The sequence below is a fragment of the Maridesulfovibrio sp. genome (assembly GCF_963666665.1).
Taxonomy (GTDB): Bacteria; Desulfobacterota; Desulfovibrionia; order Desulfovibrionales; family Desulfovibrionaceae; genus Maridesulfovibrio.
The window spans coordinates 701,226-726,727 of the sequence record NZ_OY762999.1 but is presented as its reverse complement, the minus strand read 5'-3'; the positions used below and the strand labels follow the sequence as shown (position 1 = coordinate 726,727).

General features: G+C 47.7%; 24 protein-coding genes. 8 read left to right on the top strand and 16 right to left on the bottom strand.

The features are described from left to right. Positions 1-42 precede the first annotated feature (42 nt). From nth to ACKU40_RS03220, 3 genes are read left to right on the top strand one after another with little or no spacing between them, the layout of a single operon-like run. Positions 43-705 carry an endonuclease III gene (gene nth, locus ACKU40_RS03230; RefSeq protein ID WP_320175089.1) on the top strand — a complete coding sequence of 221 codons (663 nt, stop codon included), beginning with the start codon at positions 43-45 and terminating at the stop codon, positions 703-705. Continuing rightward, on the top strand, positions 705-1,841 hold the full coding sequence (gene tgt / locus ACKU40_RS03225) for a tRNA guanosine(34) transglycosylase Tgt (RefSeq protein WP_320175088.1): 1,137 nt from the start codon (positions 705-707) through the stop codon (positions 1,839-1,841). The genes nth and tgt overlap by 1 nt, the downstream gene beginning before the upstream one ends. Then, positions 1,841-2,485, top strand: a complete 645-nt coding sequence (locus ACKU40_RS03220) for a YdcF family protein (RefSeq protein ID WP_320175087.1) — start codon at positions 1,841-1,843, stop codon at positions 2,483-2,485. The genes tgt and ACKU40_RS03220 overlap by 1 nt, the downstream gene beginning before the upstream one ends. Positions 2,486-2,524: 39 nt before the next feature. Here ACKU40_RS03220 and ACKU40_RS03215 read toward each other — a convergent pair whose 3' ends face one another. The 6 genes from ACKU40_RS03215 to ACKU40_RS03190 all read right to left on the bottom strand — a co-directional run bounded on the left by ACKU40_RS03215 (position 2,525) and on the right by ACKU40_RS03190 (position 11,689). Then, a complete protein-coding gene (locus ACKU40_RS03215) occupies positions 2,525-3,313 on the bottom strand; it encodes an ArsA-related P-loop ATPase (protein ID WP_320175086.1) in 789 nt (262 codons plus the stop codon). An 11-nt stretch (positions 3,314-3,324) separates the two neighbouring features. Continuing rightward, positions 3,325-5,202: an anaerobic carbon-monoxide dehydrogenase catalytic subunit gene (gene cooS / locus ACKU40_RS03210; protein WP_320175085.1), complete on the bottom strand. Its 1,878-nt coding sequence runs from the start codon at positions 5,200-5,202 to the stop codon at positions 3,325-3,327. A gap of 199 nt (positions 5,203-5,401) precedes the next feature. Continuing rightward, positions 5,402-6,052 (bottom strand): Crp/Fnr family transcriptional regulator, encoded by a 651-nt coding sequence (locus tag ACKU40_RS03205; protein ID WP_320175084.1) that lies wholly within the window; start codon positions 6,050-6,052, stop codon positions 5,402-5,404. 2 nt (positions 6,053-6,054) lie between these two features. After that, the gene (locus tag ACKU40_RS03200) at positions 6,055-7,425 is read right to left on the bottom strand and encodes a YihY/virulence factor BrkB family protein (RefSeq protein ID WP_320175083.1); all 1,371 of its coding nucleotides are present in this window, start codon (positions 7,423-7,425) and stop codon (positions 6,055-6,057) included. A gap of 73 nt (positions 7,426-7,498) precedes the next feature. Next, the gene (locus tag ACKU40_RS03195) at positions 7,499-10,735 is read right to left on the bottom strand and encodes an AsmA family protein (protein WP_320175082.1); all 3,237 of its coding nucleotides are present in this window, start codon (positions 10,733-10,735) and stop codon (positions 7,499-7,501) included. 102 nt (positions 10,736-10,837) lie between these two features. Next, positions 10,838-11,689: an ARMT1-like domain-containing protein gene (locus ACKU40_RS03190; RefSeq protein WP_320175081.1), complete on the bottom strand. Its 852-nt coding sequence runs from the start codon at positions 11,687-11,689 to the stop codon at positions 10,838-10,840. A 268-nt stretch (positions 11,690-11,957) separates the two neighbouring features. Between ACKU40_RS03190 and ACKU40_RS03185 the strand changes: the two genes are divergently transcribed. Genes ACKU40_RS03185 through ACKU40_RS03165 form a run of 5 tightly spaced genes read left to right on the top strand, consistent with a single transcriptional unit; the run spans position 11,958 to position 14,600 of the window. Then, on the top strand, positions 11,958-12,194 hold the full coding sequence (locus ACKU40_RS03185; RefSeq protein ID WP_320175080.1) for a hypothetical protein: 237 nt from the start codon (positions 11,958-11,960) through the stop codon (positions 12,192-12,194). Between the two features lie 47 nt (positions 12,195-12,241). Beyond that, positions 12,242-13,102 carry an ATP-binding protein gene (locus ACKU40_RS03180; protein ID WP_320175079.1) on the top strand — a complete coding sequence of 287 codons (861 nt, stop codon included), beginning with the start codon at positions 12,242-12,244 and terminating at the stop codon, positions 13,100-13,102. A 1-nt stretch (position 13,103) separates the two neighbouring features. Then, on the top strand, positions 13,104-13,961 hold the full coding sequence (locus tag ACKU40_RS03175) for a 4Fe-4S binding protein (protein ID WP_320175078.1): 858 nt from the start codon (positions 13,104-13,106) through the stop codon (positions 13,959-13,961). A 12-nt stretch (positions 13,962-13,973) separates the two neighbouring features. After that, positions 13,974-14,345: a CGGC domain-containing protein gene (locus ACKU40_RS03170; protein WP_320175077.1), complete on the top strand. Its 372-nt coding sequence runs from the start codon at positions 13,974-13,976 to the stop codon at positions 14,343-14,345. 9 nt (positions 14,346-14,354) lie between these two features. Continuing rightward, positions 14,355-14,600, top strand: a complete 246-nt coding sequence (locus ACKU40_RS03165; protein WP_320175076.1) for a zinc ribbon domain-containing protein — start codon at positions 14,355-14,357, stop codon at positions 14,598-14,600. A 39-nt stretch (positions 14,601-14,639) separates the two neighbouring features. Here ACKU40_RS03165 and ACKU40_RS03160 read toward each other — a convergent pair whose 3' ends face one another. The 10 genes from ACKU40_RS03160 to lysS all read right to left on the bottom strand — a co-directional run bounded on the left by ACKU40_RS03160 (position 14,640) and on the right by lysS (position 25,482). Beyond that, positions 14,640-15,512 (bottom strand): transporter substrate-binding domain-containing protein, encoded by an 873-nt coding sequence (locus ACKU40_RS03160; protein ID WP_320175075.1) that lies wholly within the window; start codon positions 15,510-15,512, stop codon positions 14,640-14,642. 71 nt (positions 15,513-15,583) lie between these two features. Then, positions 15,584-16,423, bottom strand: a complete 840-nt coding sequence (locus ACKU40_RS03155; RefSeq protein WP_320175074.1) for a UDP-2,3-diacylglucosamine diphosphatase LpxI domain-containing protein — start codon at positions 16,421-16,423, stop codon at positions 15,584-15,586. Position 16,424: 1 nt separating this feature from the next. Next, positions 16,425-17,228 carry an acyl-ACP--UDP-N-acetylglucosamine O-acyltransferase gene (lpxA, locus tag ACKU40_RS03150; protein WP_320175073.1) on the bottom strand — a complete coding sequence of 268 codons (804 nt, stop codon included), beginning with the start codon at positions 17,226-17,228 and terminating at the stop codon, positions 16,425-16,427. Next, complete coding sequence (fabZ, locus tag ACKU40_RS03145; protein WP_407944323.1) at positions 17,228-17,692, bottom strand: 3-hydroxyacyl-ACP dehydratase FabZ; 465 nt, start codon at positions 17,690-17,692, stop codon at positions 17,228-17,230. The genes lpxA and fabZ overlap by 1 nt, the downstream gene beginning before the upstream one ends. Position 17,693: 1 nt before the next feature. Continuing rightward, positions 17,694-18,722 (bottom strand): UDP-3-O-(3-hydroxymyristoyl)glucosamine N-acyltransferase, encoded by a 1,029-nt coding sequence (gene lpxD / locus ACKU40_RS03140; RefSeq protein WP_320175072.1) that lies wholly within the window; start codon positions 18,720-18,722, stop codon positions 17,694-17,696. 6 nt (positions 18,723-18,728) lie between these two features. Then, positions 18,729-19,256 (bottom strand): OmpH family outer membrane protein, encoded by a 528-nt coding sequence (locus tag ACKU40_RS03135; protein WP_320175071.1) that lies wholly within the window; start codon positions 19,254-19,256, stop codon positions 18,729-18,731. A 96-nt stretch (positions 19,257-19,352) separates the two neighbouring features. Next, on the bottom strand, positions 19,353-22,067 hold the full coding sequence (gene bamA / locus ACKU40_RS03130; RefSeq protein WP_320175070.1) for an outer membrane protein assembly factor BamA: 2,715 nt from the start codon (positions 22,065-22,067) through the stop codon (positions 19,353-19,355). After that, a complete protein-coding gene (locus ACKU40_RS03125; RefSeq protein WP_320175069.1) occupies positions 22,054-22,737 on the bottom strand; it encodes an ABC transporter ATP-binding protein in 684 nt (227 codons plus the stop codon). Before ACKU40_RS03125 ends, bamA begins: the two co-directional genes overlap by 14 nt. Further along, on the bottom strand, positions 22,730-23,959 hold the full coding sequence (locus ACKU40_RS03120) for a lipoprotein-releasing ABC transporter permease subunit (protein ID WP_320175068.1): 1,230 nt from the start codon (positions 23,957-23,959) through the stop codon (positions 22,730-22,732). Before ACKU40_RS03120 ends, ACKU40_RS03125 begins: the two co-directional genes overlap by 8 nt. Next, on the bottom strand, positions 23,956-25,482 hold the full coding sequence (gene lysS / locus ACKU40_RS03115; RefSeq protein WP_320176359.1) for a lysine--tRNA ligase: 1,527 nt from the start codon (positions 25,480-25,482) through the stop codon (positions 23,956-23,958). Before lysS ends, ACKU40_RS03120 begins: the two co-directional genes overlap by 4 nt. Positions 25,483-25,502: the final 20 nt, after the last annotated feature.

Genomic DNA, 25,502 nt, shown 5'->3' with positions numbered 1-25,502 from the left:
ATTGTAAGTTATAAAAAGAAATGATAGCCCACAGCAGATATTATGAAAATGAAAAGCCCAGATAAAAAAACTCTGCAAAGAGCAACCATAATCTATGACCGTCTGATTAAAAGGTATCCGAACCCGGAACCGGAATTGGATTGGCACAATGCATGGGAACTGATGGTCGCCACGGCTCTGGCCGCTCAGTGTACTGATGTAAGGGTCAACAAGGTTACCCCGGAACTTTTCAAACGCTGGCCCGGTCCTGCCGAAATGAGCAAGGCGGATATAGCGGACATTGAAGAAGTGATCCGCTCCACCGGACTTTTCCGCAATAAGGCCAAAAACCTGAAAGGTGCTGCGGAAGTTGTAATGAATGAATTCGGAGGTGAAATGCCCCGGACCATGAAAGATATGATCAAACTTCCAGGAGTGGCCCGCAAGACCGCCAACATCGTGTTGTCCAACGCTATGGACGTTCACGAAGGGGTGGCTGTGGATACCCATGTAAAAAGGCTTTCATTCAGGATGGGCTTAACCGAAAGCACCAACCCCAATGTAATTGAAAAAGACCTGATGCCGCTTTTCAAACGCGAGAACTGGGGCGATGCCAACCATGTTCTCGTCCTTTATGGTCGCGAAATTTGCTCGGCCAGAAGCCCTAAATGTGACATCTGTGAACTTAACGATATCTGTCCGCAAAACGGAATTGAGAAAAAATAATGAGCGAAGAGAAAAAGAAACCCGGTACCTTTACCGTACATGCTACCGACGGCCACGCACGCCGCGGAACCCTTGTCACCGCACACGGTGAAATCCAGACCCCGGTCTACATGCCCGTTGGCACTCAAGGGGCTGTAAAGGCTGTGTCCCCGCGTGATCTGAAGGAAATCAACTCCCAGATTATCCTCGGCAACACCTACCACCTCTACCTGCGTCCCGGCGACGACCTCGTGGCACGCCGTGGCGGTCTGCACAAATTCGCCAACTGGGACAAGCCAATTCTCACCGACAGCGGCGGATTTCAGGTCTTCAGCCTCGAATCCATCCGCAAAATCACCGAACAGGGCGTAGAATTCCGTTCCTACATTGACGGATCAAAACATTTCTTTTCCCCGGAAAAAGTCATTTCCATCCAGAACAATATCGGTTCCGATATCATGATGGTGCTGGATGAATGTGTTGGTTACGGACATGACCGCGACTACACAGCCAAATCCCTTGAAATGACCACCCGCTGGGCCAAACGCTGCCGTGACGCCTACCCCGTAGGTTCCGGTGACCAACTCATGTTCGGTATTGTTCAGGGCGGATTCCACAAAGATTTGCGTGAAGTCTCCCTTGAGCAGCTCCGCGAAATTCCCTTTGAAGGTTTCGCCATCGGCGGCCTGAGCGTAGGTGAGCCCATCCCGGATATGTACGACATCCTGCAGCACATCGGTCCCAAGCTGCCTGAAGAAAAACCCCGCTACCTCATGGGCGTGGGAACCCCGCTGGATATCCTTGAAGGTATCGCCAATGGTGTGGATATGTTCGACTGCGTACTGCCCACAAGGAACGCACGTAACGGGACCCTGTACACAAGCCTCGGTAAGGTCAACATCAAACGCGCCCAGTATCGCGAAGATGATTCCCCGCTGGACCCCAACTGCGACTGTTACACCTGCCGCACATTCAGCAAGGCCTACCTGCGCCACCTATACACAGCCAAGGAACTGCTTTCCTACCAGCTGAATTCGATCCACAACCTGCGTTTCTTCCTCAAGCTGACCGAAGAAGCCCGGGACGCCATTGAAAAAGGCACTTTCTCGAACCTGCGCAAAAGATACGAAGCAGTTTACGAATCTCCGGTCGAATAATGAAAATTTTCAGACCATTATTAACGCTGATTGGAGCACTGACCGTTGCCGGAATGCTGGCGGCGGCAGTGCTTTTTTTCTTTGCCCCGGTCCTTCTTCAGCAGGAGGATAAGCTTGAAAAAGCAGAAGCCATTGTGGTTCTTGGTGGTCACTATTACCGCCCGCTCTACGCTGCCGATCTCTACAATGAAGGCTACGCACCACGGATTTTAGCCAGCAAGCCGGTAATTACACCGGAAATCGAAGCTGTGCGTGATCTGGGTATACATTTCCCTTACCAATGGGAAGTATTTCGGGATGTACTGCTGAAAAAAGGTGTACCTGCTGAGAAAATCGAATTTTTCGGCAAGGCCAACATCAGCACCCTTGATGAAGCGAAAAATCTCAAAGAAAAATTAACTCCGCAAATCAAGTCGGTAATCCTTGTAACCTCGCCAATGCACACTCGCCGTGCCGGAATCATTTTTCGAGAAATTCTGCCGCCGGACGTAAAGATAATAGTGGTTGGAACTCCGTACGAAGTCACTCCGGATAAATGGTGGACCAATTTCAGGGCTGCACCATTTGTGGTTCTGGAAGTAGCCAAAACATTCTATTACGAGTTTGGCGGAGCTTTCACCAGCTCGGAACCAGTCAGCAATTAAAAGAAAAAGACCTTCTGAATTACCAGAAGGTCTTTTGTTTTATGCTTTAGTCATTTTTTGCAATGTGCTGACTATCTTTTCCATTATCACATCAATCTCCACAGACTCCGGCAGATTGAGGACACTACCGTCTGACATCTGGCGTTCAACCAAGCCGGACAGCTGCGGCATGGTGAACCGCTTATCCGGCAAATACTCCAGCTTGGGTGGCTCGCCACCCAAATAGCGATTGATAACCAGCACCTGATTATCCAGTCCCAGCTCCGAGGCCATGCGCCCCACTTCAGAAGCAGTCTGGAAGCTGCGCATGGAAGGTTCACTGACAATCACTAATCCGTCAACGTGCATTGCTGTACCCCTTCCGAGATGCTCTACCCCGGCTTCAAGATCAACCAGAACGCAATCATCACTGTCCATCACAATATGAGCCAGCAGAGCTTTAAGCAAGGCATTGGCATCACAGGCGCAACCGCCACCCGCATTGGAAAGCCCGCCCATTACCAGCAGCCTTTTCTTACCCGGTTCGACACCGGGAAAAGGCTCTTCATGAAGCGGAAGTTCCACCGCAAGCTCTTCCGGCAGGTCACCTACGTCAGGATTTAGATTGAGAAAACCTTCCTCATGTATCCGTTCCCTGACCAGATCGGTTCTTGAAGAAACAGGAACTGGAAGCGAATCAGCCTCTAGACCGGAGGCCTGCCCCAGCGACAAAGCCGTGTCTGCATCAATCATCCAGACATTCTGTCCGCTCCGGGCCATCCAATCTGCCATCCACGAAGTAATGGAAGTTTTACCTACGCCACCCTTGCCTGCAAATGCCAGCTTCATACTCAACTCCCCTACTCGCTTAAACCAAGACCTTTACGTTTGGCCTTGATCCTTTCATCGAAGAGCTCTGCAGCCTTGACCGGATCAGACTCAATGACAAACGAAGCACCGACCAGATCTTCAAGGCCGGATACAGCAATATTGGTCACGGTCTCGGAACCAAGAATATTCGGCGGATGTCCGAGATGGGTATAAATTCCACTGGCTACGGCATAAAGACCGATTGCTGCAGCTTTTTCCGAATACCACTCAGGGGAAGATGCTCCAACCGGCAGATCACTGATGTCTACATTCAAGGCATCAGCCAGCGCGGCACAAAGCTGCAGAATGCGGGCATTATCCACGCAGGAGCCGTAATGCAGAACCGGCGGGATTCCCAAAGCCCCACAGACCTTCTTGAGTCCGGGGCCGGCCATTTCAATGGCACCTGGAACCAGCAGCCCGGCTTTACCTGCCGCAGTGGTTACGCATCCGGTAACCAAAACGAGAATATCTTTCTTGATCAATTCCTTGGCAAGCCCCACATTCATGGAATCCTGCTGGAACTTCGGGTTGTTACAGCCGACAATTCCAACAGCGCCACGGATATCCCCGGCGGCAATGGCCTCTACCAGCGGATCAAGAGAGCCGCCCAGTGCGGAGATGACGGCCTCGTTGGAGAATCCGGTCATGATTTCCACAGGCTCACAGGGGATGTCCACACGGGAAGCATCACGCTCGGAATATGCTTTAACAGCCAGACGCACTATCTCTGTGGCCTGTTCGTAAGCGTTGTGCGGGTGAATATCAAAATGGGTTGCCCCGGTGAAACGGGCCTTGGCTGCGGTATCGATAAATCTGGTATGGTAGCAGCCGGAAATCTGCACAAGACTGGGCATGATACACTGATAATCAACAACCACGGCCTCAACCGCTCCGGTCAGAATTGCCAGCTCGGTCATAAGGTGGTTCCCGGCCATCGGTATGCCTTTACGCATAAGCAATTCGTTACCGGTACAACAGAGACCTGCGATGTTGATGCCTGCTGCTCCGGCGGCCTTTGCTTCAGCAACAATCTCAGGATCGCGGGAAGCAGCCAGAATCATTTCAGATACAACGGGATTATGTCCGTGCACAAGGATATTAACTTTATCTTCCTTGATTACGCCGAGGTTGGCCTGCGACATGGACGGAGTCGGGGTTCCAAAAATAACGTCTGAAAGCTCAGTACCGATCATGGAACCGCCCCAGCCGTCAGCAAGTGAAGTCCGAGCCGCATGTAGAAGGGTATTAGGTGCGTCGTTATCACAGCCCATATGGGTACGGTGCATCATCTCGGCTATTTCGCGGTCAACACCGCGCGGGGTAACACCCAGCTTAGCCCAGATGTCCTTGCGCTTCTGAGGTACGCGGGACAGGAAGGAGACCTGTTTCTTGCGGCTGCCGAAATCACCAAAAAAGCATTCCATGGCATCACGGGCAATGTCCATGATGTCACGTCCTTCGGTTTCAATTCCGATTTCTGCGGAAATATGGCGCAGTTTTTCCTCATCGGTAATTTTGTAGTCCTTGGTTTCACCCTCAACGATCGCTTCCAACACCTCAATCAGATCACGACCATGATCAGAATGCCCTGCTGCTCCACCAGTAACAAAACGTCCAAAATTCCTTGCCACCACTACGTCCGCATCAGCGCCGCATACACCGCGCGGAGATTTGGGGGTAATTTTGCACGGCCCCATGGTACAGATACGGCAGCTGGTACCAAGCTCGCAAAATTTGCAATGCGGAGTCTGCTTTTGCAACCTCTCATGCACAGTTTCAATGCCCTCGGCACGCGCTTTGTTAATCATCGCACGGGCATCTTCCCAAATTGTCAGTTCTTCAGCCGGACGGGGGTCTTTCGCCATTAACCTATCCTCCCTGTTTTAGCCGGAAGCATGAAAAAACTTCCGACTCATTCCTATTAATCTAACGTAACAAGTCGGACACAATATGTTTGTCGGGTAGCCGACAAAAGAAGTATATTTTTTGATATTTGATACGCTTTACAACCCGTGATCAGCAAACAGCACTAAAAATCACATGGTTATTTAACATTTAGTCACATTAACTTTCAGCGGCTGACTTCAGTTGCTCAAGATCAGAAACAAGCCAATAGGACCGGTCAATACGGACAAGGATTCCTTCGCGTATAAGATTGTTCAGCAAGGTAGATACGGTCTGGCGGGTGGCGCCAAGCAGAGTGGAGAGTTGCTCGGTAGTCAGGTTGAGATTGATCTCTATACCGCCGTCAACTGATTTACCGTATTGAGCGGCTTCCTTGTACAGATAAGCGCAAAACCGGGAATTGATATCTTTGAAAACCAATCCGTCAATTACGGAAAAAGAATTCTGCAGAATCTTACCCAAAACGCGGACCATAGTGCGGTTGAAAAGAGGTATGTCAGCCATGCAGCGTTTTACCGACTGGACACCGGTGGTCAGCAGCATGCCGTCCTCATAAGCCTGAACAAAACATCCGGCATGGGTCGAATAAAGATCACCGGGACCGAGTATCCCGAGAGTAAATTCCTTGGATTCGTAAGCAAGATAAATGCGCACCCGGCCTTTTGCGACAATGAATACAAGATCATCCTCAGTATCAGGAGCAAAAATAACCGCCCCTTTCTTAAACCTGCGCTCACCAAAAACACTACGGATATCTTCAAATTCAGCACGTTCAAGTTCATCCAGAAGATTGATGCCGGAAAATTTCATGCTTAACCGTCCTCGGGAGCGGCAGGAAGTTTTTTCAAAAATTTATCCATGTTTTCAGCACAATCAGAAAGAGACACATCGCATCCGCTTTCACGAATAACAGTTTTAACATCATCGATCATCTTAGAGACAAAAAGCATTCCCGGATTTTCAACCACAGAACTGGCCCCCTTGCCTGAACCTGAAAGAATACCCATAACCTGCAACATAGTCAGGTTACGGGGGGAAACGGCAAAAGAGTATAGCTCTTTACCATCTTCTTCCCCTTTAACCAGAACCCCACTTCCCACAAATTTATCCAACAGCGGCGAGATGAACCGGACAGGAACGCCAATCTCTTCGGCAAGTTCCTCTAAATCATAGGGATGTTGGGAGTTCTCAAAACGCAAAGTCATCAAACTGAGTGCCAGCAAGGAAAACTTCTGCATATCCTCCACCCCGGCATCAGGCATAAACTTCTGCTGCCTGTAAAGCATCACATTCTGTACAGCGTAACTTATCTCCGAGCCGAGCAGGACTATCACCCAACTGGCATAAAGCCAAACCAAAAAGAGTGGCAGCTGGGCAAAACTTCCGTAAATAGCGTTATACTTGGTTACCCCGATCTGCCAGTTAATGTAGGCCCACTGAGCCATCTGCCAGACCGTTCCAGCCACAATCCCGCCAGCCAGAGCACTGGTTATCCTCACTCTGGTATTAGGCATAAAAGCATATATAAAAGTAAAAGACAGCCAGATAAGCACCAAGGGAGTCAGGCTAATCAAAAAACTTTCCAGCTCCGTGATTCCGTAGAGACCTTCAAACTGTTGCAAAATGGCCTGCTTCTTAATGGAAACACTGACACTTGTGGCAACGATAACCGCCACCGGACAAATGAAAATTACCGAGAAAAAATCTGTAAATTTGCGCCAGAAAGTACGCCCGTGACTGACCTTCCAGATTATGTTGAAAGCTTTCTCAACTGTTCCCACAGTGGAAAGTACGGTGAAAAGCAGAGTTGCAACCCCGATCCAACCGAGAGTCTGAACATTGGTATTGTCCACATACTCAAGAATCTTCCCGACCACCTCTTCCCTTCCGGCGGAAACTTTAAGCAGCATCTCTTGGATATAACTTGAGTCCTGAAAGCCCATTCCCTTCATCAAAGAAAAAGCCACCGCAAGAAACGGGACAATGGATAGCATTGTAGTAAATGTAAGGGCGGACGCACGAATGATGCATTGATCCTTCAGGAATCCGATAGTGACAAGATAGCCCACCCGGGCCATGGTATGCATGATTTTTAAAGGGCCGCTGACATGGGAAGAACTCCAGTCCCAAATATCATTCAGGAAAAACTCGGAAATCCGTTTTCCAACTTTTCCACCGGTCATCGCGTCCCCCTGCTGGATTATGAATATGTAACTGAAAGCATCACTACACAAATATCAATTTTGTTGAACCATATCAGAATATAAGCTTCCTGAAAAACATAAAAGACTGCTCCGGAAGGCCAAGCACATCATTGAGCACATCACTCCACCGTTCAAGGCCCTTAACCTCAACCTTGGGATCACTGAGCTTTCCTGTAACAGCCACGTTGACTCCGGTCATAGCGTCAAGAAAAGCATTTACGAGCTTCAGGTAAAGATTCGGCAGCTTGATAATATCCGCATTGACCTGCACATCGATGGAATCTTCAGGAAAGCTGAATCCTCCCTTAGCCGTAGCGGTCAGGTAGTCAGTTTTTAAAAGATAATTACCAACCTTGAACCGGCCGTCCTTGCCGTTAACAACACCGGACATAATGGAAAAACGGGTTGGGCTGGGGGATTTCTTTTGCTTCATGTCTTCTTCAGCTGTAGCAACAAAAAGGTAAGAACCGTCAACAATCTTAAAGGCCAGCCCTCCGGTCATGGTATTCACAAAGTCAATATTGGCGGTGGAATGCCCACTCAACTTGAGGGAAGCATCGGTCGTGCCCTTCACGCAGTCACGGCCCACGTAATCAGCAAAAAACAATCCGGCATGAAATTTACGGACCTCAATGTCTGTATCCAATGAAACAGTTCCGTTCTTAAGACCCAGATCGAGCTTGCCAGCCAGATTACCTTCATGAAACTTACCTTGCATATTATTAATGCCGATAACCTGATCCTTCATATCCACGTCAGCACTGAGACTGCTGCCCGCAAAATCAAAAATACGGAAATAATTACACTCTACCTTTCCGCTGGCATTGATAGCTCCGAGCAATTCATCCGGGAACTGCCATTCCGGGAATTTAAAGTTCTGAACTTCCTTAAACCCGTTTTCCTTAGTTTTCCCTTCATGATTAGAACCAAAGACATCAGGCGGCAGGAAACGATCCACATCCACCCTGTCGCCTTTAATTACAAAGTTCAGAAACGGTTTTTTGAAATCACTAACCTGAAAAGTAGCTTCAGCCTCAGCTTCATCAAGGCTGACCTTGTTTACCCGGTAGGTGAGGTTCTCGCCATTAAGCTGAAAAGAGGAATCCAGCGAAACAGACTCAAATGCATCAGAAGCCTGAGTTTCCGGTTTTTCGACCCCGAAAAGATCAAAAAACTCCGAACAGGAGACCTTGGGAAGCTTAAGCACCCCATTTGCGGAAGCTGTCTCACTGCCCAGCCTGCGGGCATCCACAGAGCCGGACAAATGAATCTTACCGCTCTTCAAAGCAAAATTATCCAGCTTCAAATCACCGGACTTAACTGCTCCACTACCGGAAACAACAAGAGAAACATCTTTCTTGAGAACCGGGACACCTTTGCCGCCAATGGAAAAGCCCAGCTTTCCATTTCTGATCTCAACATTTGCCGGATCAAACCTGCTGGTCAACACACCGCCGTTGAAACCGCCCTTAAAAGCCCCCTCCGGCTCCAGAAAAGAACCGGACAGTTTCAGGTCAACCATACGACCGACTAATCCCAGAGGCGTATCCCCGGACAAGGGTGCAAATTTCAACGATAATCCGGCTCGTTTAACCCGCAGTTTTTTCAACTTATCAGGTACGTTCTTGAAGCCCAAATCAGCAACAACTCCATTACCCTCAAAATTGGAATCAAGCTTGAGATTACGGACCAGTTCTCCGGGAGTGCGGCCATTGGAGCGCAGGTAGTTCAGCTTTAAAGCAGCCCTTCCGGCATGAAATTTTAAACCGTCTACCTTAAGCGGAATACGGACCAAAGAGAACGGAGAGACTGCGCCTTGTCCGCTCAAGTAAAGCACATCCTTTTCACGGCGCTCATCAAAGCCCAAATCAACGGACAAGCCGAAATCACCATCCAAATAAGCCCCTTTGCCAATACTTAAACTAGCGACCTTCGGTCCCGGAGAAACTGCCAGTTTCACATTATCCAAGTTGATTCCGTCATAAACAAAACGGTCCAGCTGCACTTTACCATTACAGGGAATCTTCTTCACCAGATCGGCAATTACCATATCGCGCAACGGATTTTTCATCGGCTCAGGTTCAGATTTACCGACAGTACCGTTGCCGTTAATCTTTTTCTCCAGATCAAGAAGCTTCGCATAGGGATCAAAATTCACGTAATCAGCATGCACATCAAATTCAAGCCACGGTCTGCGGTAATCCTTAAGCGAAAAATCCCCTTTGATGACCGTCTTATCAACCGCCAGAACCATGTGCGAAAGCTCGGTCTTTTCCAATGTAGAATGGAAATCCATTTCAAAGGAAGCAACATTCAAAATATCTTTGAACTCAGCCGGAATTGGAATAGGCGTAAATCTGGAAAAAACTTTCTTGGGATCAAAACGGGTCGATTTGAGAGAACCTTTAAAATCAGGCGCATGATAAATATCAGTGCAGTTTGCAGAACCGCTTAAACGTACCCCGGCTCCTTGCAACACCAGCCCCTTAACATCAATCATCCCCTCAACAAGGTTGAAATCGAGAGAAGCGATACCTTCAACAACCTCATCTTTGCCAAGCAACTCATCGCTCTCAACCGTCACAGACAGAGAAGTCTCGGAAAGGGATATCTGTTTCTCCTGCACTGAGAAATCCATCAGTCCCTTAAGATTTGCCTGTGCTTTGAGATTGAACAAAGCTGCATCAAGCATTGCACTAAGATCAAATGCTAACGGAGTACCCTTACGCAGCAGACCGGTACGTACATTCACTCCTGAAACCGTGAAGGAATTACCGATCTCTTTATCACTGTACGAGCATGTTGCATTTAAAACGCTGAGCCCCCGGACGCTGATGCTTTCGAAATATTTTATCCCGGAATTATCATTCTCCGCGCCGTTATCAGACCCGAGAAGGGGGAGATTTAAAGAACCGTCTTTGAGGCGGTCCACATGGAGTGAGGGAGAATCCACAATGATTGTATCGACCTCCAGTTCCCCGCAAAGCAATGGAATCAAGCGTACTTTGAAGTCGATACCTTGAACGGTAAGCTGATGGGGATAGCCTGAATCTGCAGGAGCTGAAACAGTTACCGGACCGGTATCCACCCCCAGCCATGGATAAAAAATCAGATCTAAATTTTTATTGAAACGGACTTCCCGTTCAAGCTTTTCGCTGAGAATATCTTCAAGAGCAATGCGCGGTTCATCTGACTCAAGATAAAACACACCTCCAACCACCGCAGCCAGAAGACTGAGGTCAAAAAGGATAAACAGAATCCAAAAAAGTTTTTTTACCCGCGAAAGCACTGCCAGCACCCGTATATAAAAAATTACCCCGCCCACAAACTATTACGTTATTAACCGGGAAAAGGTAAGGGAATTCCAGAGAAACAGATTACCCTGCCTAAATTACTTTTCCTGACAGAACAATGAAGTCTTCATGGGATGCCCGGTCACATCAGCCACAACCGGACACTTTACTTTGAAAGCATAGTAAACATCCGGCCTGACACCCCAAAGGGATTCGAAATTACCCTGCCCTTTACTGAGCACCACAGGCGATTCATCAAGACGGACAAGGAATTCTGGACTGCAACGGTTAAGCACTGTTCCGGGAGTATCCACACCGGAAGTAACCACTTCGCATAAATCAGTCATGCCAACAACTTTTGCATCTACCACAGTGGCATCATTGAGAATATTCTTACCTCGCACAGCATATGTTACGTCAACACCTTCATCTCGCAACAATCCAGTCAAAATTGTATCCAGCCCGATTTCCCCGGCATTATCACCAAGTACCAGCAACGATTTATGCTCGCGTACTTCATGGACAAACTTACTGAAAGCATCATGATCGAGGCCATGCTCAAGGTTTTCAAGCTCAGCTTCCCAGTCATATTCACCCATGACTGCACAATCCATGTAGTTGCCGATAATGGACACGCCCATAGCCGCCAGCAACGGGTCATCACTGGCTTGAACCTTATTCTTTACTTCCGGCAAAAGCTCTAAAACACGCTTGTTGGCTTCTTCCTTCTGGATTTTAAAAATATCAATCTCGCCAACATAATCTGCAACCTCCCGAAAAAGCCGCCCGGCCAGAGAGGGAGGAGATTCACTCAAATCAGCAGAGGCAAAACCGGCCGCCCAATGCTTTACAACTTTTTCATGAATATCTTCCCGACCGGGACAGGTTTCCCTGATCCCCGCAAGAGCCATTTTCAAAAAGCATGGCAGGCAATCCAAATGAGTTCTCATACTATACCTTTCCCAACCTAAAAGAGCTGGGCTAATTTTGATTCCACTAGCGAGAAAAAAGGGCCTGTTTTTAGCCCGTACATCAACATGAAAACATTTACGCCATGCAATAAGATACTGAATTTATGATACTTACTACCAAGGCACGGCTGTTGCTTATATCAAAGTGACAACAACTTAAACAGAGGAGCAAACAATGCCATTTACCAACAGAAATAACAATAGCTCCCAAAGGGCCGGTCGGGGCCAGGGTCCTTGCGGAGCCGGAATGTCCAGAGGAAGAGGCGCAGGCTTCAGGCAGAATGCCAACAACATGGGCCCCGGAATGGGACAAGGCATGGGTGTCGGACGCGGACAGGGGCTCGGCTTAAGACGCCGCGACGGTTCCTGCGGGCGAATGCAGAATCAGCAATTCGAGACTGACCGGTATGCAAACGATCTTGAAAGACGTATCGCCGACCTTGAAGCCGAAAACCAAAGACTTAGAGCTGAAATGAATAAATAATTAATGGTTCCAAGATTTGATCTTGGAACCATTTTTAAGGACCTGATATGAAGATAGCAATTGCCAGCGGCAAGGGCGGCACAGGTAAAACCACTGTTGCCGTCAATTTTGCCGCCTACCTTGACTCCATGGGTAAAAGTGTAAGTTTCACCGACTGCGATGTTGAAGAACCCAATGCCCACTTTTTCCTGAACCCGGATCTCAGTGACGAAAGAGATGAATTCCTGCCTGTTCCGGCTATTGATGAAGATAAATGCATCGGAGAATCGTGCAGGAAATGCATTGAACTCTGTCGTTTTAAATCACTCATCTGGATGGTTAATTCCGTACTCAGCTTTTCTGAACTATGCCACGGCTGCGGACTATGCGAACTGGCCTGCCCAGCAGATGCCATCAGTGAAGGCAAACGTCTCATCGGAACAACTTCCACAGGCAAAGCCGGTAATATCGATTTTACAAGGGGCTTACTGCGCATCGGTGAAGCAATGTCTCCTCCTCTGATCAAGGCAGTTAAGAAAATATCCCCCCGGGCAGAGGTGAACATTCTGGATTGCCCCCCCGGAACATCCTGTCCGGTGGTGGAATCCATTGATGACACTGATTTTGTAGTGCTCGTAACTGAACCCACGCCATTCGGGCTGCATGACCTTAATTTGGCAGTGCAGCTGATGCAGACCCTGAACATGCCCTGCGGGGTAGTTATCAACCGTGCCGGAATGGGTGATGACCGGGTGGAAAAATATCTTGCAGAAAAAAAAGTCCCCCTGCTCGGCTCCCTGCCGCACAGCCGTGAAGCCGCTTCCAGTTATTCAAAGGGCGATCTGCTCTACGAAAACATTCCCGGATTCAAAGATGAATTCGCAAAAATCTGGTCTTCCATCCAAGAACAAGTGAGCGGAGCACAATAGAATGAAACAATTAGTAGTTATCAGCGGAAAAGGCGGTACCGGAAAAACCAGCGTAGTATCCGGCCTTGCTTCACTCGGTCCCAAGAAAGTCCTCGCGGACTGTGATGTTGATGCAGCCGACCTGCATCTGATCCTGCACCCTGAGATCAGGGATACACACGACTTTTTCAGCGGCGAACGCCCGGAGATAAACCCCGAGCTCTGCACTCAATGCGGTCTCTGTGCCGAACATTGTAAATTCGATGCCATATCCGCAGACTTCACCGTAATGTCTGAAAAATGTGAAGGGTGCGGAGTCTGTTCATATGTCTGTCCTGTTGAAGCGGTCTCAACTTCTCCCAGACTCTGCGGTCAGTGGTTCCGTTCTGAAACCCGCTTCGGACAGATGATCCATGCCGAGCTGGGCATAGGTGAAGAAAATTCCGGTAAGCTGGTTACCACTGTCCGCAATGCTTCCGCAGAAATAGGTGAAGAACTTGGTGCCGAACTGGTGCTGGTTGACGGTTCTCCCGGCGTCGGTTGTCCGGTAATCGCCTCTCTGACCAACGCAGATTTAGCCGTATTTGTGGCAGAACCGACCATTTCCGCAGTGCATGACCTGAAAAGGGTTCACAAGTTGACTGAGCATTTTAGAATTCCATCCATGGCTATCATCAATAAATGCGGAATCAACGCCGATCAGGAGAATGAAATTAAATCCTTCTGCGCTGAAAAAGAAATTCTTCTGGCTGGCGAACTGCCCTACGACACAATTTTTTCAAAAGCCCAGTTGGCTGGACAATCTGTAGTTGAATATGATCCGGACGGCTTGGGAAAAAAAATTGAAACGATCTGGAATAAAATGGAAGCAAACCTTTAAAGGAGAGTAAGCATGGGTAAGGAAAAGATCCTCATTCTTGGATGCAGTCAGGCAATGGATGATGTTTGTACTGGATGCTCACGTTGTATGGTGGGCTTTAACCGACGTGCCGGAGAATTTGCCAATTGCGCAGATGATGCAGAGCTTACTGCAATTGTAGGCTGTGGAGGTTGTCCGGGATCAGGAATTGTGACAAGAATGGCCAACATAAAACTATGGAATGCTCCTATGGGAGAAATCCCTAACAAGGTTTTTGTTGCCCCTTGCATAACCATGCACTGTCCTCACAAGGACGTACTACTCAAAAAAATTAAATCAAAGGCAGGATGTGAGGTCATTGAAGGCACACATCCCTACATTCCCGAAAACATTTTCGCCGAATAAATCCAGAATATGCCTATTTACGAATACAAATGCCGTGAATGCGGTGCTGTTTACGAAGAGATTGCCAGTGCAGGAAGTACTCCCGGCCCATGCCCTTCCTGTGGGAAAGATACCGGAGAAAAACTTATGTCGTCAACATCATCCCTGACAGGTAAGGATACTCCGAACAAACCTGATTCAGCAGGGACCGGATGTTGCGGAGCCAACCCTTCCTCTAAAGGATGCGTTCCCGGCTCCTGTTGCGGCAAAGCTTAATAAGAAAAGGCACCGTCTATGTTAACGACGGTGCCTTTTTTATTTATTAATCAGGGCATCTTCAAACCCGGCCTTGTAATCCCGGTCGAAAAATGCATTGAACTGCTTCGGAGTCCATCGCTGTAATATTTTTCTGTGCTCACCGGATCGGATAACACTCTCTAAAGTAGAATCTATTTCAGCTATGACCTTACGCCCCCACTCTGTCTTGGGAACGGCGTAGTAACCATAAATTGGTTTAACCGGGATCTCCAGACAAGGCACAATGTCTATCTGATCCGAGAGATTGGAATCCCGCAAAATAAAATCAGCAATCATAGGTCCGGCAAAAAAGAAATCTATCCTCTCTAGAATCAGCAATTGCATCAATTTATCAAAATCATTTGAAGAAAAAGCCCGCCCTTGGCTGTGAATATGATTGAAAACCAGACTCTCCAAATCACCGTAATCAATCCCTTTTACATAACCAAATCGGTATTTGGAATCACTTAAGGCAGCTTCAGCCCTGAATTGACCTTTAGAGTCGAGATACTCGCTGTCTCCTTTTCGGATAACAGCCAATATAGTCCACGTCATCCGGCAGGGTAACTTAGAGTAATAAAGATTGTCTTCGCGTGATGGAGTTTTAAGAACTCCGCTGAGAATCCAGTTGCGGCCTTCCCGAACAGACTGAAAAATTTTAAGTGGTGAAGCGGCAATTATCTGGTGTCCGTATTCAGGCATCTGCGATTGCAACAGGACACCAAGCTCCGGACCTATTCCTGTAAAATGCCCATCTTCATGAGAAATGCTAAGGGGAGGAAGATTAAAGTAAGGCCAGTACACATCGCTTTTGGCCTGAACTTTTGCGGCAAGGCCCAAAACATATAAAATCAATGAAATAATGATCGATAGACGCTTATCAGACAACATAACCAAAAACTCCTCCCAATATCCACCTTATCCTTAGATAATAATAGATAAAAAGAGGAGTTCAATGATTCTTAAGATAATTCTTTATCAATCAAGTCCTGATTCAACCCTACAATGGTAATTCCATGCTTCTCGGCAAACCTAACGGATTCTTCGAGATCGAAAAAAAGACTTTTACCAGCTTCAACTCCCAAACAGGTAGCTCCAAGCTCTTTCATCCCTTGAATGGTTTTAAGGCCGATTGAGGGCATATCTACCCGCTTTTCCTGACCGGGCTTGAAAACTTTGACTATGCAGCAGCCTTTCCCGCCAAGCTCGCATCCACGCTTAACTGCGGCATCAGTCCCTTCAATAGCTTCAACAGCAGCCACAATTCCTTCCCGAACGACAACACACTGACCGATATCAAGCCTGCCCAGTTCTCGGGCAATCTTCCATCCAAAGACAAGATCACCACGCTCAACATCATTAGGCTTGCGCTTAGTCAAAAAACCAGCCGGAGTAAGCAAATCAGGCGCATATTCATGAGGACCGACCACTTCCATTCCTTCAGTTTCGAACTCACCGGCAATGGCCCTGAGCAGAACATCATCACCTTTGGTAGCAAGCTTGAAAAGCAGCTTGGCGGCTCGGAAGTCAGGGCGGATATCAAGAGCCTTTGGCTTGTTAATGGTCCCGGCCATAACCACCTTGCTGACTCCATTCTGCTTGAAGAAGGAAATCAACTTGTTAAGTTGACCAAGCTTAAGCTCAACGGAGGCATCCGTATACTCACTGACTTCAAAATTTGAATGACCTTTAAAAAAAACAGCCACAACACGATTTCCCTGTGCTGCGGCTCCTTTTGCAACCAAGAGGGGGAATTGTCCCCCCCCGGCAATAAGACCAATTGTCTCAGTATTATTTGTCATACTATTTAGAACCGTGCCCGGCGGAGGTGACTCCCCTTTTGCTGGCACGAATAAATTCAACGAGGTTTAATACTTCCGGAATATCAGCAAACTGCTCTTCAGCAGCAACCAAAGCATCCTTCCGGGGCATTTCCGACCGGAAAATAAGCTTATATGCCTTTTTAAGAGCATTACAAGTCTTGGCAGTGAAACCGTTTCTTCTCAGTCCGATAGAGTTCGGACCTTGCAAGGCACCGCGAACGCCGGTTGCAATCATGTACGGGGGAATATCCTGCCCAAAACCGGACATGGCACCCACGAAAGCATAATCACCAATACGAACGAATTGATGAACCCCGGACATACCACCGATGGTAACGTAGTTACCGACATCAATGTGTCCGGCAAGGTTAGCTGAACTGGCCATGATTACATGGTCACCCAGTACGCAGTCATGGGCAACGTGGGTATATGCCATAAGCATGCAGTTACTGCCGATGACAGTACTTTCACGGCCGATAGAAACACCGGTTGCGCGGTGGATTGTAGCATATTCACGAAAAATGTTGTTATCGCCTATTTCTACCCATGTATCCTCACCTTTAAATCCGAGGTGTTGGGGCAGACCGCCGACAACTACACCGCTGTCAAGGGTGTTCCCATTTCCCATACGGGAAAATGACTTGATCTGAACATTCGCGTCAAGAGTGCAGTTATCACCGATAATGGTGTTCCCTTCAATAATACAGAAAGGACCGATCTTAACATTATCTCCCAGCTGCGCACCAGAATCAACGATGGCTGTGGGATGAATTTCAGTAGCCACTACATGGACTCCTTGTCTACAATAGCTGCGGAAACTTCACCCTGAGCGGCGACTTCACCATCAACAGTTGCAACACATTTCATTTTCCAAATGTGCATTTTGCGTTTTACATCGCTGATTTCGAGCACAAGTTTGTCCCCGGGCACAACAGGCCTGCGGAATTTTACCTTATTGATTCCGGTGAACAGGAAAACCTTGTCCTCGGTATCAATTTCATCTGTGCTGAGGACAATGATTCCACCAGCCTGAGCCAGAGCTTCCACAATGAGCACACCGGGCATTACCGGAAGACCGGGAAAATGCCCCTGAAAAAAAGGCTCATTCATGGTTACGTTCTTATATGCTCTAATGGACTCACCGGGGGTGATCTCTTCCACTCTGTCAACGAGCAAAAAAGGATAACGGTGGGGAAGCATCCCCATAATCTTTTTAATATCTATAACATCAGGAGTTGATTTACTCACTTTAATCTTCCTTGCTTAATTCTGCTTCCAATGCCTTTATGCGCTTTTCTAACACAGACATTTTTTTAGCCATATCAGGCAGTTTACGATGGTAAATAGAAGATCTCAAGAAATTGCCCTTCTCAAGCAGCGGAGAACCGGCACCCATGAATCCGGCCGGGACATCATTGGTAACCCCGGCCTGAGCTCCGATAATAGCACCATCGCCTATCTTGATGTTATCAACAAGACCGGCCTGTGCAGCAAGAATAACGCCCTTGCCAAGCTTGGTGCTGCCGGCAACACCGGACTGCGAGATAACAAGGCAATCTTCACCGGTTGTTACGTTATGAGCAATCTGGACAAGGTTATCAATCTTGGAGCCGGCGCCGATTCTGGTAACGTCCAAAGCAGCACGGTCAACACAGGCATTAGCTCCGATTTCAACCTGATCCTGGAGCTCTACCGTCCCGATCTGGGGAATCTTCACATGCTTTCCGGAAACCTGAGCATATCCGAAACCATCGCCACCGAGAACCGCTCCGGGCTGAACAATGCCCCCAGTACCAATAACTGTACCAGCCATGATTGAACAATTGGGATAAATTATACATCCCGGTCCCAATACAACATCTTCGCCGATATAAACACCGGAAAAAATTTTGCAATTAGGGCCTATTTTTACTCCTTTACCTATGAAGGCGAACGGATAAACAGTTGCGCTGTCATCAACATCCGCGTCAGGATGGATAAAGGCTAACTCATGGATTCCTTCCAGACATCCCTGAGGACGAGCAAATACATGCATCGCCTTAGCCAAATCCATATAAGGATTCTCGCTGATCAGAGCGGACTCAACCTGATCGGCGTACTTTTCCTCAAGTACAACCGCACCGGCCTTAGTAACCGCAAGGGCAGATTCATACTTAGCATTAGCCAGAAAAGACAGCTCCGTTGGTCCGGCTAATTCCAAGGTATTCAGACCTGAAATTTCCTTATCCTTTCCAGCCATCTTTAGGCCGATAAGACCTGCAAGTTCAGAAAGAAGCATACGGTCCTACTTCTTGCCGGCTCTGTAAGCACGGTTCATTTCAAGCATAAGCTGATTGGTAACATCGATAGTTTCATCAACGTAGAGAAAACCGGAGGATTTCTTGTCGTAGATGGCGGTATAACCATTCTTTTTACCGAATTCGTTTACAACCTTCTGAAGAAGTTCGAGAACGGGAGTTCCAACCTTTTTCTGTTCAATCTGCATCTTGCGCTGGGTAGCCTGAGTCAAATCCTGAAAGTCCCTTACCTTACGCTTGAACTCAAGCTCTTTGTCCTGCTTTGCTTCGAGGGAAAGAACGAGACTCTGCTTCTGGAGGTCCTGCTTCAGGGTTTCCAGTTCCTTCTGCTTGGCTTCAAGCTGTTTCTTTGCAGACGCAAATTTCTTTTCCATTTTCTGCTGAGCTTCCTGACCGATTTCGGAATCTTTGATCAGTTTAGCCATGGAAGTAACTGCTATCTTCTGAGGAGCGGCAATCGCCGGGGTCTGAAAAGCAAAAACCAGAACCAATACTGCAAAAAGAATTCTACGCATTTAAACTTACTCCTTATAATTCCTATCTGATAATCAGGCGAAAAGGCATGCCGAAAACCGGCATGCCCTTCGTTTACATTAATATGTTAAATTCTGCTAGAAGAACTGTCCCATAGAGAATTCAATCTTATGTCTTGAACTGTCTTCGAGCCTATCAAGTCCGTAACCGTACTCTACCCTGATCGGTCCCATGGGGGAGAACCAGCGAATTCCGGCACCGACACTCTTGTACATACCGAGGAAGAGTTCTGATCCATCTGCCTGTTTGGTATCATGGAAGAAACTCTGGCCATCATCCCAAGCGTTACCAATATCGAAGAAACCGACACCGACAAGACCAAGCTCTTCATTGATGGGGAACAAGAGTTCAAAGTTCATGTAGAACATCTTGTTACCACCGATGCGGTCATTTGTGTCTCCGTCACGGGGTGAGATTTCACGGCTGTCATAACCGCGTACGGTGTTGATACCACCGAGGTAAAAACGCTCGAACACTGGAATTTCGCCGCCACCGAAGTTGTCATGGATAAAACCGGCACTACCTTTCCAATGGAAAACCAGATCCCAGAACACCGGGGTAAAGAAGTTGGAGTCATAGGTGTATTTCACGAAAGAGTCATCACCCAGGAGGACACCACCACCCATTTCGACAACAAGGTTATTCACAGTACCGGTGGATGGGTTGAAAGCCTTGTTGGTAGTATCACGTTTAATACCGGCGGTAATTACGCTTGACCAGTTGTCACCTTCAATATCCTTGATCGACTGCGCCGCGTTGGTTCCAACTTCTGAAATCGTATAGAAGTCCAAGCGGTAGTTGGTATAGAAATTGGTGTACTCGCCGAGAGGATAACCGGCAGAGACAACGCCACCGATGGTCTGTTTATCATAATCGGTAAAGTCATCATTACGCCAGTAGGTGTTAAAACCGCCGCCCCAGAGAGTATCGTCGATGCGGGGGTTGTAGAAGCTCATACCATAACTGATAGTCTTGGAGCTCCAACCACCGTTAAGGGAGAATTCCATACCGCGACCGAAGAGGTTGCGTTCGGTAATCTTTGCAGAGACAAAGACACTGTCGGAGGTTGAGTAACCGATACCGCCGCTGACCATACCGGTGTTTTTATCCTTAACCTTGACCTTGAGATCCATCTCACCGGGGTCACCGGTAGGCAGAGGTTCGATATCAACTTCACTGAAGTAGTCCAGCTTGTTCAGACGAACAATTGAACGTTGCAGCTTGGAACCACTGAACTGGTCACCGTCAGCAAGACGCATTTCGCGCAGGATAACGTTGTTCCTAGTCTTGGCGTTACCTTCAATAATAACTCTGCGGATATGAACTTTCTGGCGCTTGGAGATGATGAAAGTAATATCTACGGACTTATCATCTGTATGCTGATCAAACTGAATATTTGCTTCAGCATAGGCATAACCATAGTTGGAATAAAAATCAGAAATTGCCTTCATATCCTCACGAAGGAGGGAACGGTCCAGATATTCGCCACCGTCAGACATATCGTCAGCAGTAACAAGTTCACGCAGTCTGGATTTCTTAACAATCAGGTCTCCCTGAAAGCTGACCTTACCGACTTTATAACGATCACCCTCTTTAACTTTGAAGGTAACGAAAATTCCGTCTTCCTTGATATCCAGCTCAGGCTCACCGACCTTGGCATCAACAAAACCGCGGTTACCGTAATAAGCCAATATCGCAGCAGCATCACGTTCTAACAGCTCTTCTTTAAGCACACCGGTTTTGGTGAACCAGGAAAGCCACCCCCTTTCAGTCAAGGCCAGCTGTGCCTTAACCTCGTCAGGATCAAGCTGTTTAGCTCCTTCGATCTTAATACCTTCGATATAAAGCTTCTTGCCTTCATCTATATTAAGATTCAATCGTGCCTGCGCACCTTCACCTTCTATATTGTAGTCGATCTTGGCGTTGTAATAACCTTCCTTGCGGTACATCTCACGCAGGGTGTTCAAGTCATCGGAGAGAACCTTCGGGTTCATTACCGCGCCTTTCTTGGTATTTACAGCAGCCAAAATATCTTCAGAATCAATAGCGTCTTCACCCTTAACTGAAATGGCCTGAATGCGGGGCCTTTCCTTGACGTCAAAGATGATCTGCTTACCACCGGGAACATCGGTAACCTTGACCTTAACATCGTCAAAGTAGCCAAGAGCATAAATATTTTTGAGATCTGCGTTAATCTTGGAAGGAGTGTAGATATCTCCGGTCTTGATGTTAGTACGCATCAGAATAACATCTTTATCAAGGACTCGGCAGCCACGGACTACGATATCAGCAATCTTGTCCTGACTGAGCAATTCAAGCTTAACCTTGGAAACAAGTTCATCTACGGCCGGAAGAAGATTGATCAGCCCTTTTTGGGAAACAAAAAGAGGAACCGCCGGTTTCATACCGAACGCTTCCACAAGACGAACATCAAGGCTCAGATCTTCGCCGATCTGGCTGAAACTACCATAAATGGAATATCCCGCTCCGGACAGGAGAGCCATATCCTTGGCAGCCTGAATATTCAAAAATTCATAACCCTGTTCATCGACAAGTCCCGCGACCTTTTTCTGATCAACTACGCGGAATCCTGCTTCACGCAATCTGTCTGAAAGAAGAGTAGGTAAACTGTCTCTAAGGTATTGTGTATCAGCGTCAGCATTAACTTCAAAAGGAAGTACGGCAATAATGATGCCTGAAGCATCTTCAGCCTGAGCCTTGCTTGTTCCGAAATTAATCAGAAAAGCAAAAGTTGCCGCAATCAGTAAAAGCAGAATTCTAGTTCTGGGCATACAGTTCTCCGGAACGCAACTCAAGCCGGCGTTTCATAACCCCGGCCAAATCCATGTTGTGTGTCACCACGATGAGCGTCATTCCAAGCTCTTCATTAAGGGAAGCCAGCATTTCTCCGACCATCTTCCCTGTCTTCTCATCCAAGTTACCGGTAGGCTCATCCGCAAGCAGGACCTTTGGTTTAAGGAGGATAGCACGCGCTATGGCAGCACGCTGCCTCTCTCCTCCTGACAGAGTCGTCACTCTGTGATCAATCCTGTTCTGCAACCCTACCAGCCCAAGGGCTTCACGGGCCATATCAGAGGCATCCCCCTGACCTATGCCTGCCATCATGGCAGGAAGAGCAACATTTTCCAGAGTGGTAAACTCCGGAAGAAGGTGATGAAACTGAAAAACAAAACCGATTCCCCTGTTCCTAATTTCGGCCCGCTTTTCAGGTGTCATATCATTAATATTCATTCCCGCAAAATGGATATTTCCACCGGAAGCGGTATCCAAGGTGCCGAGAATATGAAGCAACGTTGTCTTGCCGGACCCGGATGCCCCGAGAATGGCAAGGGACTCGCCGGAATCAACAGTCAGATTGACATGATCCAGAATCCGCACAGTCTCGGTCGGTCCTTCGTATTCTTTTACGACATCAGTAAGTTCGTAAAGCAAATTACTCATACCTTAAAGCCTGTGCCGGTTCCAAAGCAGCCGCCTGTTTTGCAGGGTACAGAGTAGCCAGAAAACAGAGCAAAAACGCCGCAACACCGATAATTGTCAAATCCATCCAATCCATCCTGATGGGCAGATAGTCCACAGGATAGACATTACTAGGCAGCTTGATGAACTGATACTTTTTAAGCAAAAGAGCCACCGGGATACCGATCAAGTACCCGATGGTTGTTCCGATCAATCCGATCAAAGTTCCCTGCAACATAAAAATTCTTCTAATGCTCCCGGAAGTCGCTCCCATGGACATCAGCACGGCAATATCCTTGGTCTTCTGCATGACCAGCATAACCAAGGTAGTGATAATGCTGAATGAACCGACCATAACGATCATTGCCAGAATGATGAACATGGCGGTCTTTTCAAGCTTGAGCGCGGCAAACAGGTTGGCATTCATTTCCTGCCAGTTCCTGATTTGAACCGGGTACCCGGCAAGCTCCTTGTCCAGAAGTTTACCTATGTTATCAACTGCATATACGTCTGCGAGACGAATTTCAAGGCCGGAAACAAAATCCCGATTGAATCCTAGCAGTTTCTGAGCTGCAGTATTGCTGATGTAAGCCAGTGAAGAATCATACTCATACATTCCTGTACGAAAGATCCCACCAACCTTAAATACCCTAACTTTCGGGGTAAATCCAGCGGCAGTTCGAGTACCGGACGGGGATAACAAGTTCACAGTATCGCCAATAACAAGTCCGAGGCGACGCGCCAACTGATTACCTATAACAATCTCCGGAATCTTGCTGTCTTTTGACAGACTATCCACACTTCCAGAAACCATATCTCCGGGAAGGCTCAATACACCTTTAGCGGTATCAGCATCGACACCCCTAAGGACAACACCTTTTACTCCCCCGCTGCTGGAGAGCATAACCTCAGAATAGATAAAGGGCGTTACACCTGTAACGCCCGGAATCTTTTCAATTCTATCGGTCATGTGATGGTAGTTTTCAAGCGTACCGTCATATGCGGTCACGATAACGTGGGCATTAACTCCAAGAATTTTGTCACGGAGATCGGTTGAAAAACCGTTCATAACCCCTATCACCACAATCAGGGCTGCTACGCCCAAAGCAACGCCGCACACGGCAAAGAGAGAGATGACTGAGATGAAATTATTCTTTCTCAGTGTAAAGAGGTATCTCAGTGCGACGAAGAGTTCAAACTTCATGAGCCACCATTACCGGAAGCACCTTCGGTTCTGAGCAGCGGGAACAGAATAACTTCCCTGATGGAAGCACTATCAGTCAAAAGCATGACCAGACGGTCAATCCCGATACCCTGTCCAGCAGCCGGAGGCATACCGTATTCAAGAGCGCGGACATAGTCCTCGTCCATGTTGTGGGCTTCATCATCACCGGCATCCTTCTCCGCAACCTGCTCCATAAAACGGCAGCGCTGGTCAACGGGATCGTTGAGCTCGGAAAAGGCGTTTGCCAGTTCACGACCGTAAATGAACAGCTCAAAACGGTCAGTAATATCCGGGTTCTCCTCATTCCTTCTGGAAAGAGGAGAAATATCAGTAGGATAGTGATAAATGAAGTGCGGCTGGATCAGCTTAGGCTCAACCAGTGCGTCAAAAAGCTTGGCCTGCAGCTTACCGAGCTTTTCGCCCTCAACTGCTTTCTCACCGAGCTTTTTAACAAGTTCCTTACATTTATCATAGTCAGTGTAGACTTCAGGAGAAACACCGCCAACCTTTTCAAGGGATTCGTGGAAAGCCATGCGGTGCCACGCTCCAGGGGTCAGATCAATCTTTTCTTCCTGATATTCAATGACAGTGTCGCCGTTAACTTCCTTACAAACAGAAGAAATCATTTCTTCGGTGAGATCCATAAGGTTTTCGAAGTTGGCATACGCCCAGTAGAATTCAAGCATGGTGAACTCAGGGTTATGCCTTACAGAAATACCTTCGTTACGGAAGTTACGGTTAATTTCGTAAACCTTCTCAAATCCACCTACCAACAGACGCTTGAGATAAAGCTCCGGCGCAATGCGCATATAAAGCTGCATATCAAGAGCATTGTGATGGGTGGTAAAAGGACGGGCTGCCGCACCACCTGCGATGGGGTGCATCATGGGAGTTTCCACTTCCATGAAACCCTTGGAATCCAGATAATTACGAATAGCCCTGACAATGAGGGTACGCTTCTGGAAAATTTCGCGTGCGCGTGGGGTTACGATGAGGTCGACATAACGCTGGCGGTATCTGGTCTCCACATCCTTGAGCCCGTGGTACTTTTCAGGAAGCGGGCGCATGGATTTGGTAATCAGATCTACCCTATCAGCTTTAACGGTCAGCTCGTCAGTTTTGGTTCTGAAGAGTGTTCCTTCAACGCCGACAATATCACCGATATCGAATTTCTTAAAAATTTTGTACAGGTCTGCGCCGAGATCATCCCTGGCTGCGTATACCTGAATCCTGCCGGTAGGATCCTGAAGATGAAAGAATGCGACCTTACCGAAAGATCTGTGAGTGATAACCCTACCGGCAAGCTTGAATTTCTTGCCCAGAGCTTCCAGCTCTTCTCCTCCGAGATTGTCATAATTATCCCAGATGTCTGAGACTTCTGTATCTTTACTGAAGTTGTTGGGGTAAAGCGGAACACCTTCGTCGAGAAGGCCACAGGCTTTTTCCACACGATTCTTCAGAACCTGATTGAGTTCGTTCTGAGCTTGCAGAGCCTCAAGCATGGGCATAAATGACTGCACAT

Bases quoted from the DNA above. Each gene is read 5' to 3' on its own strand.
- lysS (WP_320176359.1), bottom strand. From the start codon at position 25,482: ATGCTTGAGGCTCTGCAAGCTCAGAACGAACTCAATCAGGTTCTGAAG.
- cooS (WP_320175085.1), bottom strand. From the start codon at position 5,202: ATGGCGAAAGACCCCCGTCCGGCTGAAGAACTGACAATTTGGGAAGAT.
- ACKU40_RS03155 (WP_320175074.1), bottom strand. From the start codon at position 16,423: ATGACAAATAATACTGAGACAATTGGTCTTATTGCCGGGGGGGGACAA.
- ACKU40_RS03200 (WP_320175083.1), bottom strand. From the start codon at position 7,425: ATGACCGGTGGAAAAGTTGGAAAACGGATTTCCGAGTTTTTCCTGAAT.
- lpxD (WP_320175072.1), bottom strand. From the start codon at position 18,722: ATGCTTCTTTCTGAACTTGCAGGTCTTATCGGCCTAAAGATGGCTGGA.
- ACKU40_RS03135 (WP_320175071.1), bottom strand. From the start codon at position 19,256: ATGCGTAGAATTCTTTTTGCAGTATTGGTTCTGGTTTTTGCTTTTCAG.
- nth (WP_320175089.1), top strand. From the start codon at position 43: ATGAAAATGAAAAGCCCAGATAAAAAAACTCTGCAAAGAGCAACCATA.
- ACKU40_RS03165 (WP_320175076.1), top strand. From the start codon at position 14,355: ATGCCTATTTACGAATACAAATGCCGTGAATGCGGTGCTGTTTACGAA.
- bamA (WP_320175070.1), bottom strand. From the start codon at position 22,067: ATGCCCAGAACTAGAATTCTGCTTTTACTGATTGCGGCAACTTTTGCT.
- ACKU40_RS03220 (WP_320175087.1), top strand. From the start codon at position 1,841: ATGAAAATTTTCAGACCATTATTAACGCTGATTGGAGCACTGACCGTT.
- ACKU40_RS03205 (WP_320175084.1), bottom strand. From the start codon at position 6,052: ATGAAATTTTCCGGCATCAATCTTCTGGATGAACTTGAACGTGCTGAA.
- ACKU40_RS03170 (WP_320175077.1), top strand. From the start codon at position 13,974: ATGGGTAAGGAAAAGATCCTCATTCTTGGATGCAGTCAGGCAATGGAT.
- ACKU40_RS03175 (WP_320175078.1), top strand. From the start codon at position 13,104: ATGAAACAATTAGTAGTTATCAGCGGAAAAGGCGGTACCGGAAAAACC.
- ACKU40_RS03215 (WP_320175086.1), bottom strand. From the start codon at position 3,313: ATGAAGCTGGCATTTGCAGGCAAGGGTGGCGTAGGTAAAACTTCCATT.
- ACKU40_RS03190 (WP_320175081.1), bottom strand. From the start codon at position 11,689: ATGAGAACTCATTTGGATTGCCTGCCATGCTTTTTGAAAATGGCTCTT.
- ACKU40_RS03185 (WP_320175080.1), top strand. From the start codon at position 11,958: ATGTCCAGAGGAAGAGGCGCAGGCTTCAGGCAGAATGCCAACAACATG.
- ACKU40_RS03180 (WP_320175079.1), top strand. From the start codon at position 12,242: ATGAAGATAGCAATTGCCAGCGGCAAGGGCGGCACAGGTAAAACCACT.
- ACKU40_RS03125 (WP_320175069.1), bottom strand. From the start codon at position 22,737: ATGAGTAATTTGCTTTACGAACTTACTGATGTCGTAAAAGAATACGAA.
- ACKU40_RS03160 (WP_320175075.1), bottom strand. From the start codon at position 15,512: ATGTTGTCTGATAAGCGTCTATCGATCATTATTTCATTGATTTTATAT.
- tgt (WP_320175088.1), top strand. From the start codon at position 705: ATGAGCGAAGAGAAAAAGAAACCCGGTACCTTTACCGTACATGCTACC.
- ACKU40_RS03120 (WP_320175068.1), bottom strand. From the start codon at position 23,959: ATGAAGTTTGAACTCTTCGTCGCACTGAGATACCTCTTTACACTGAGA.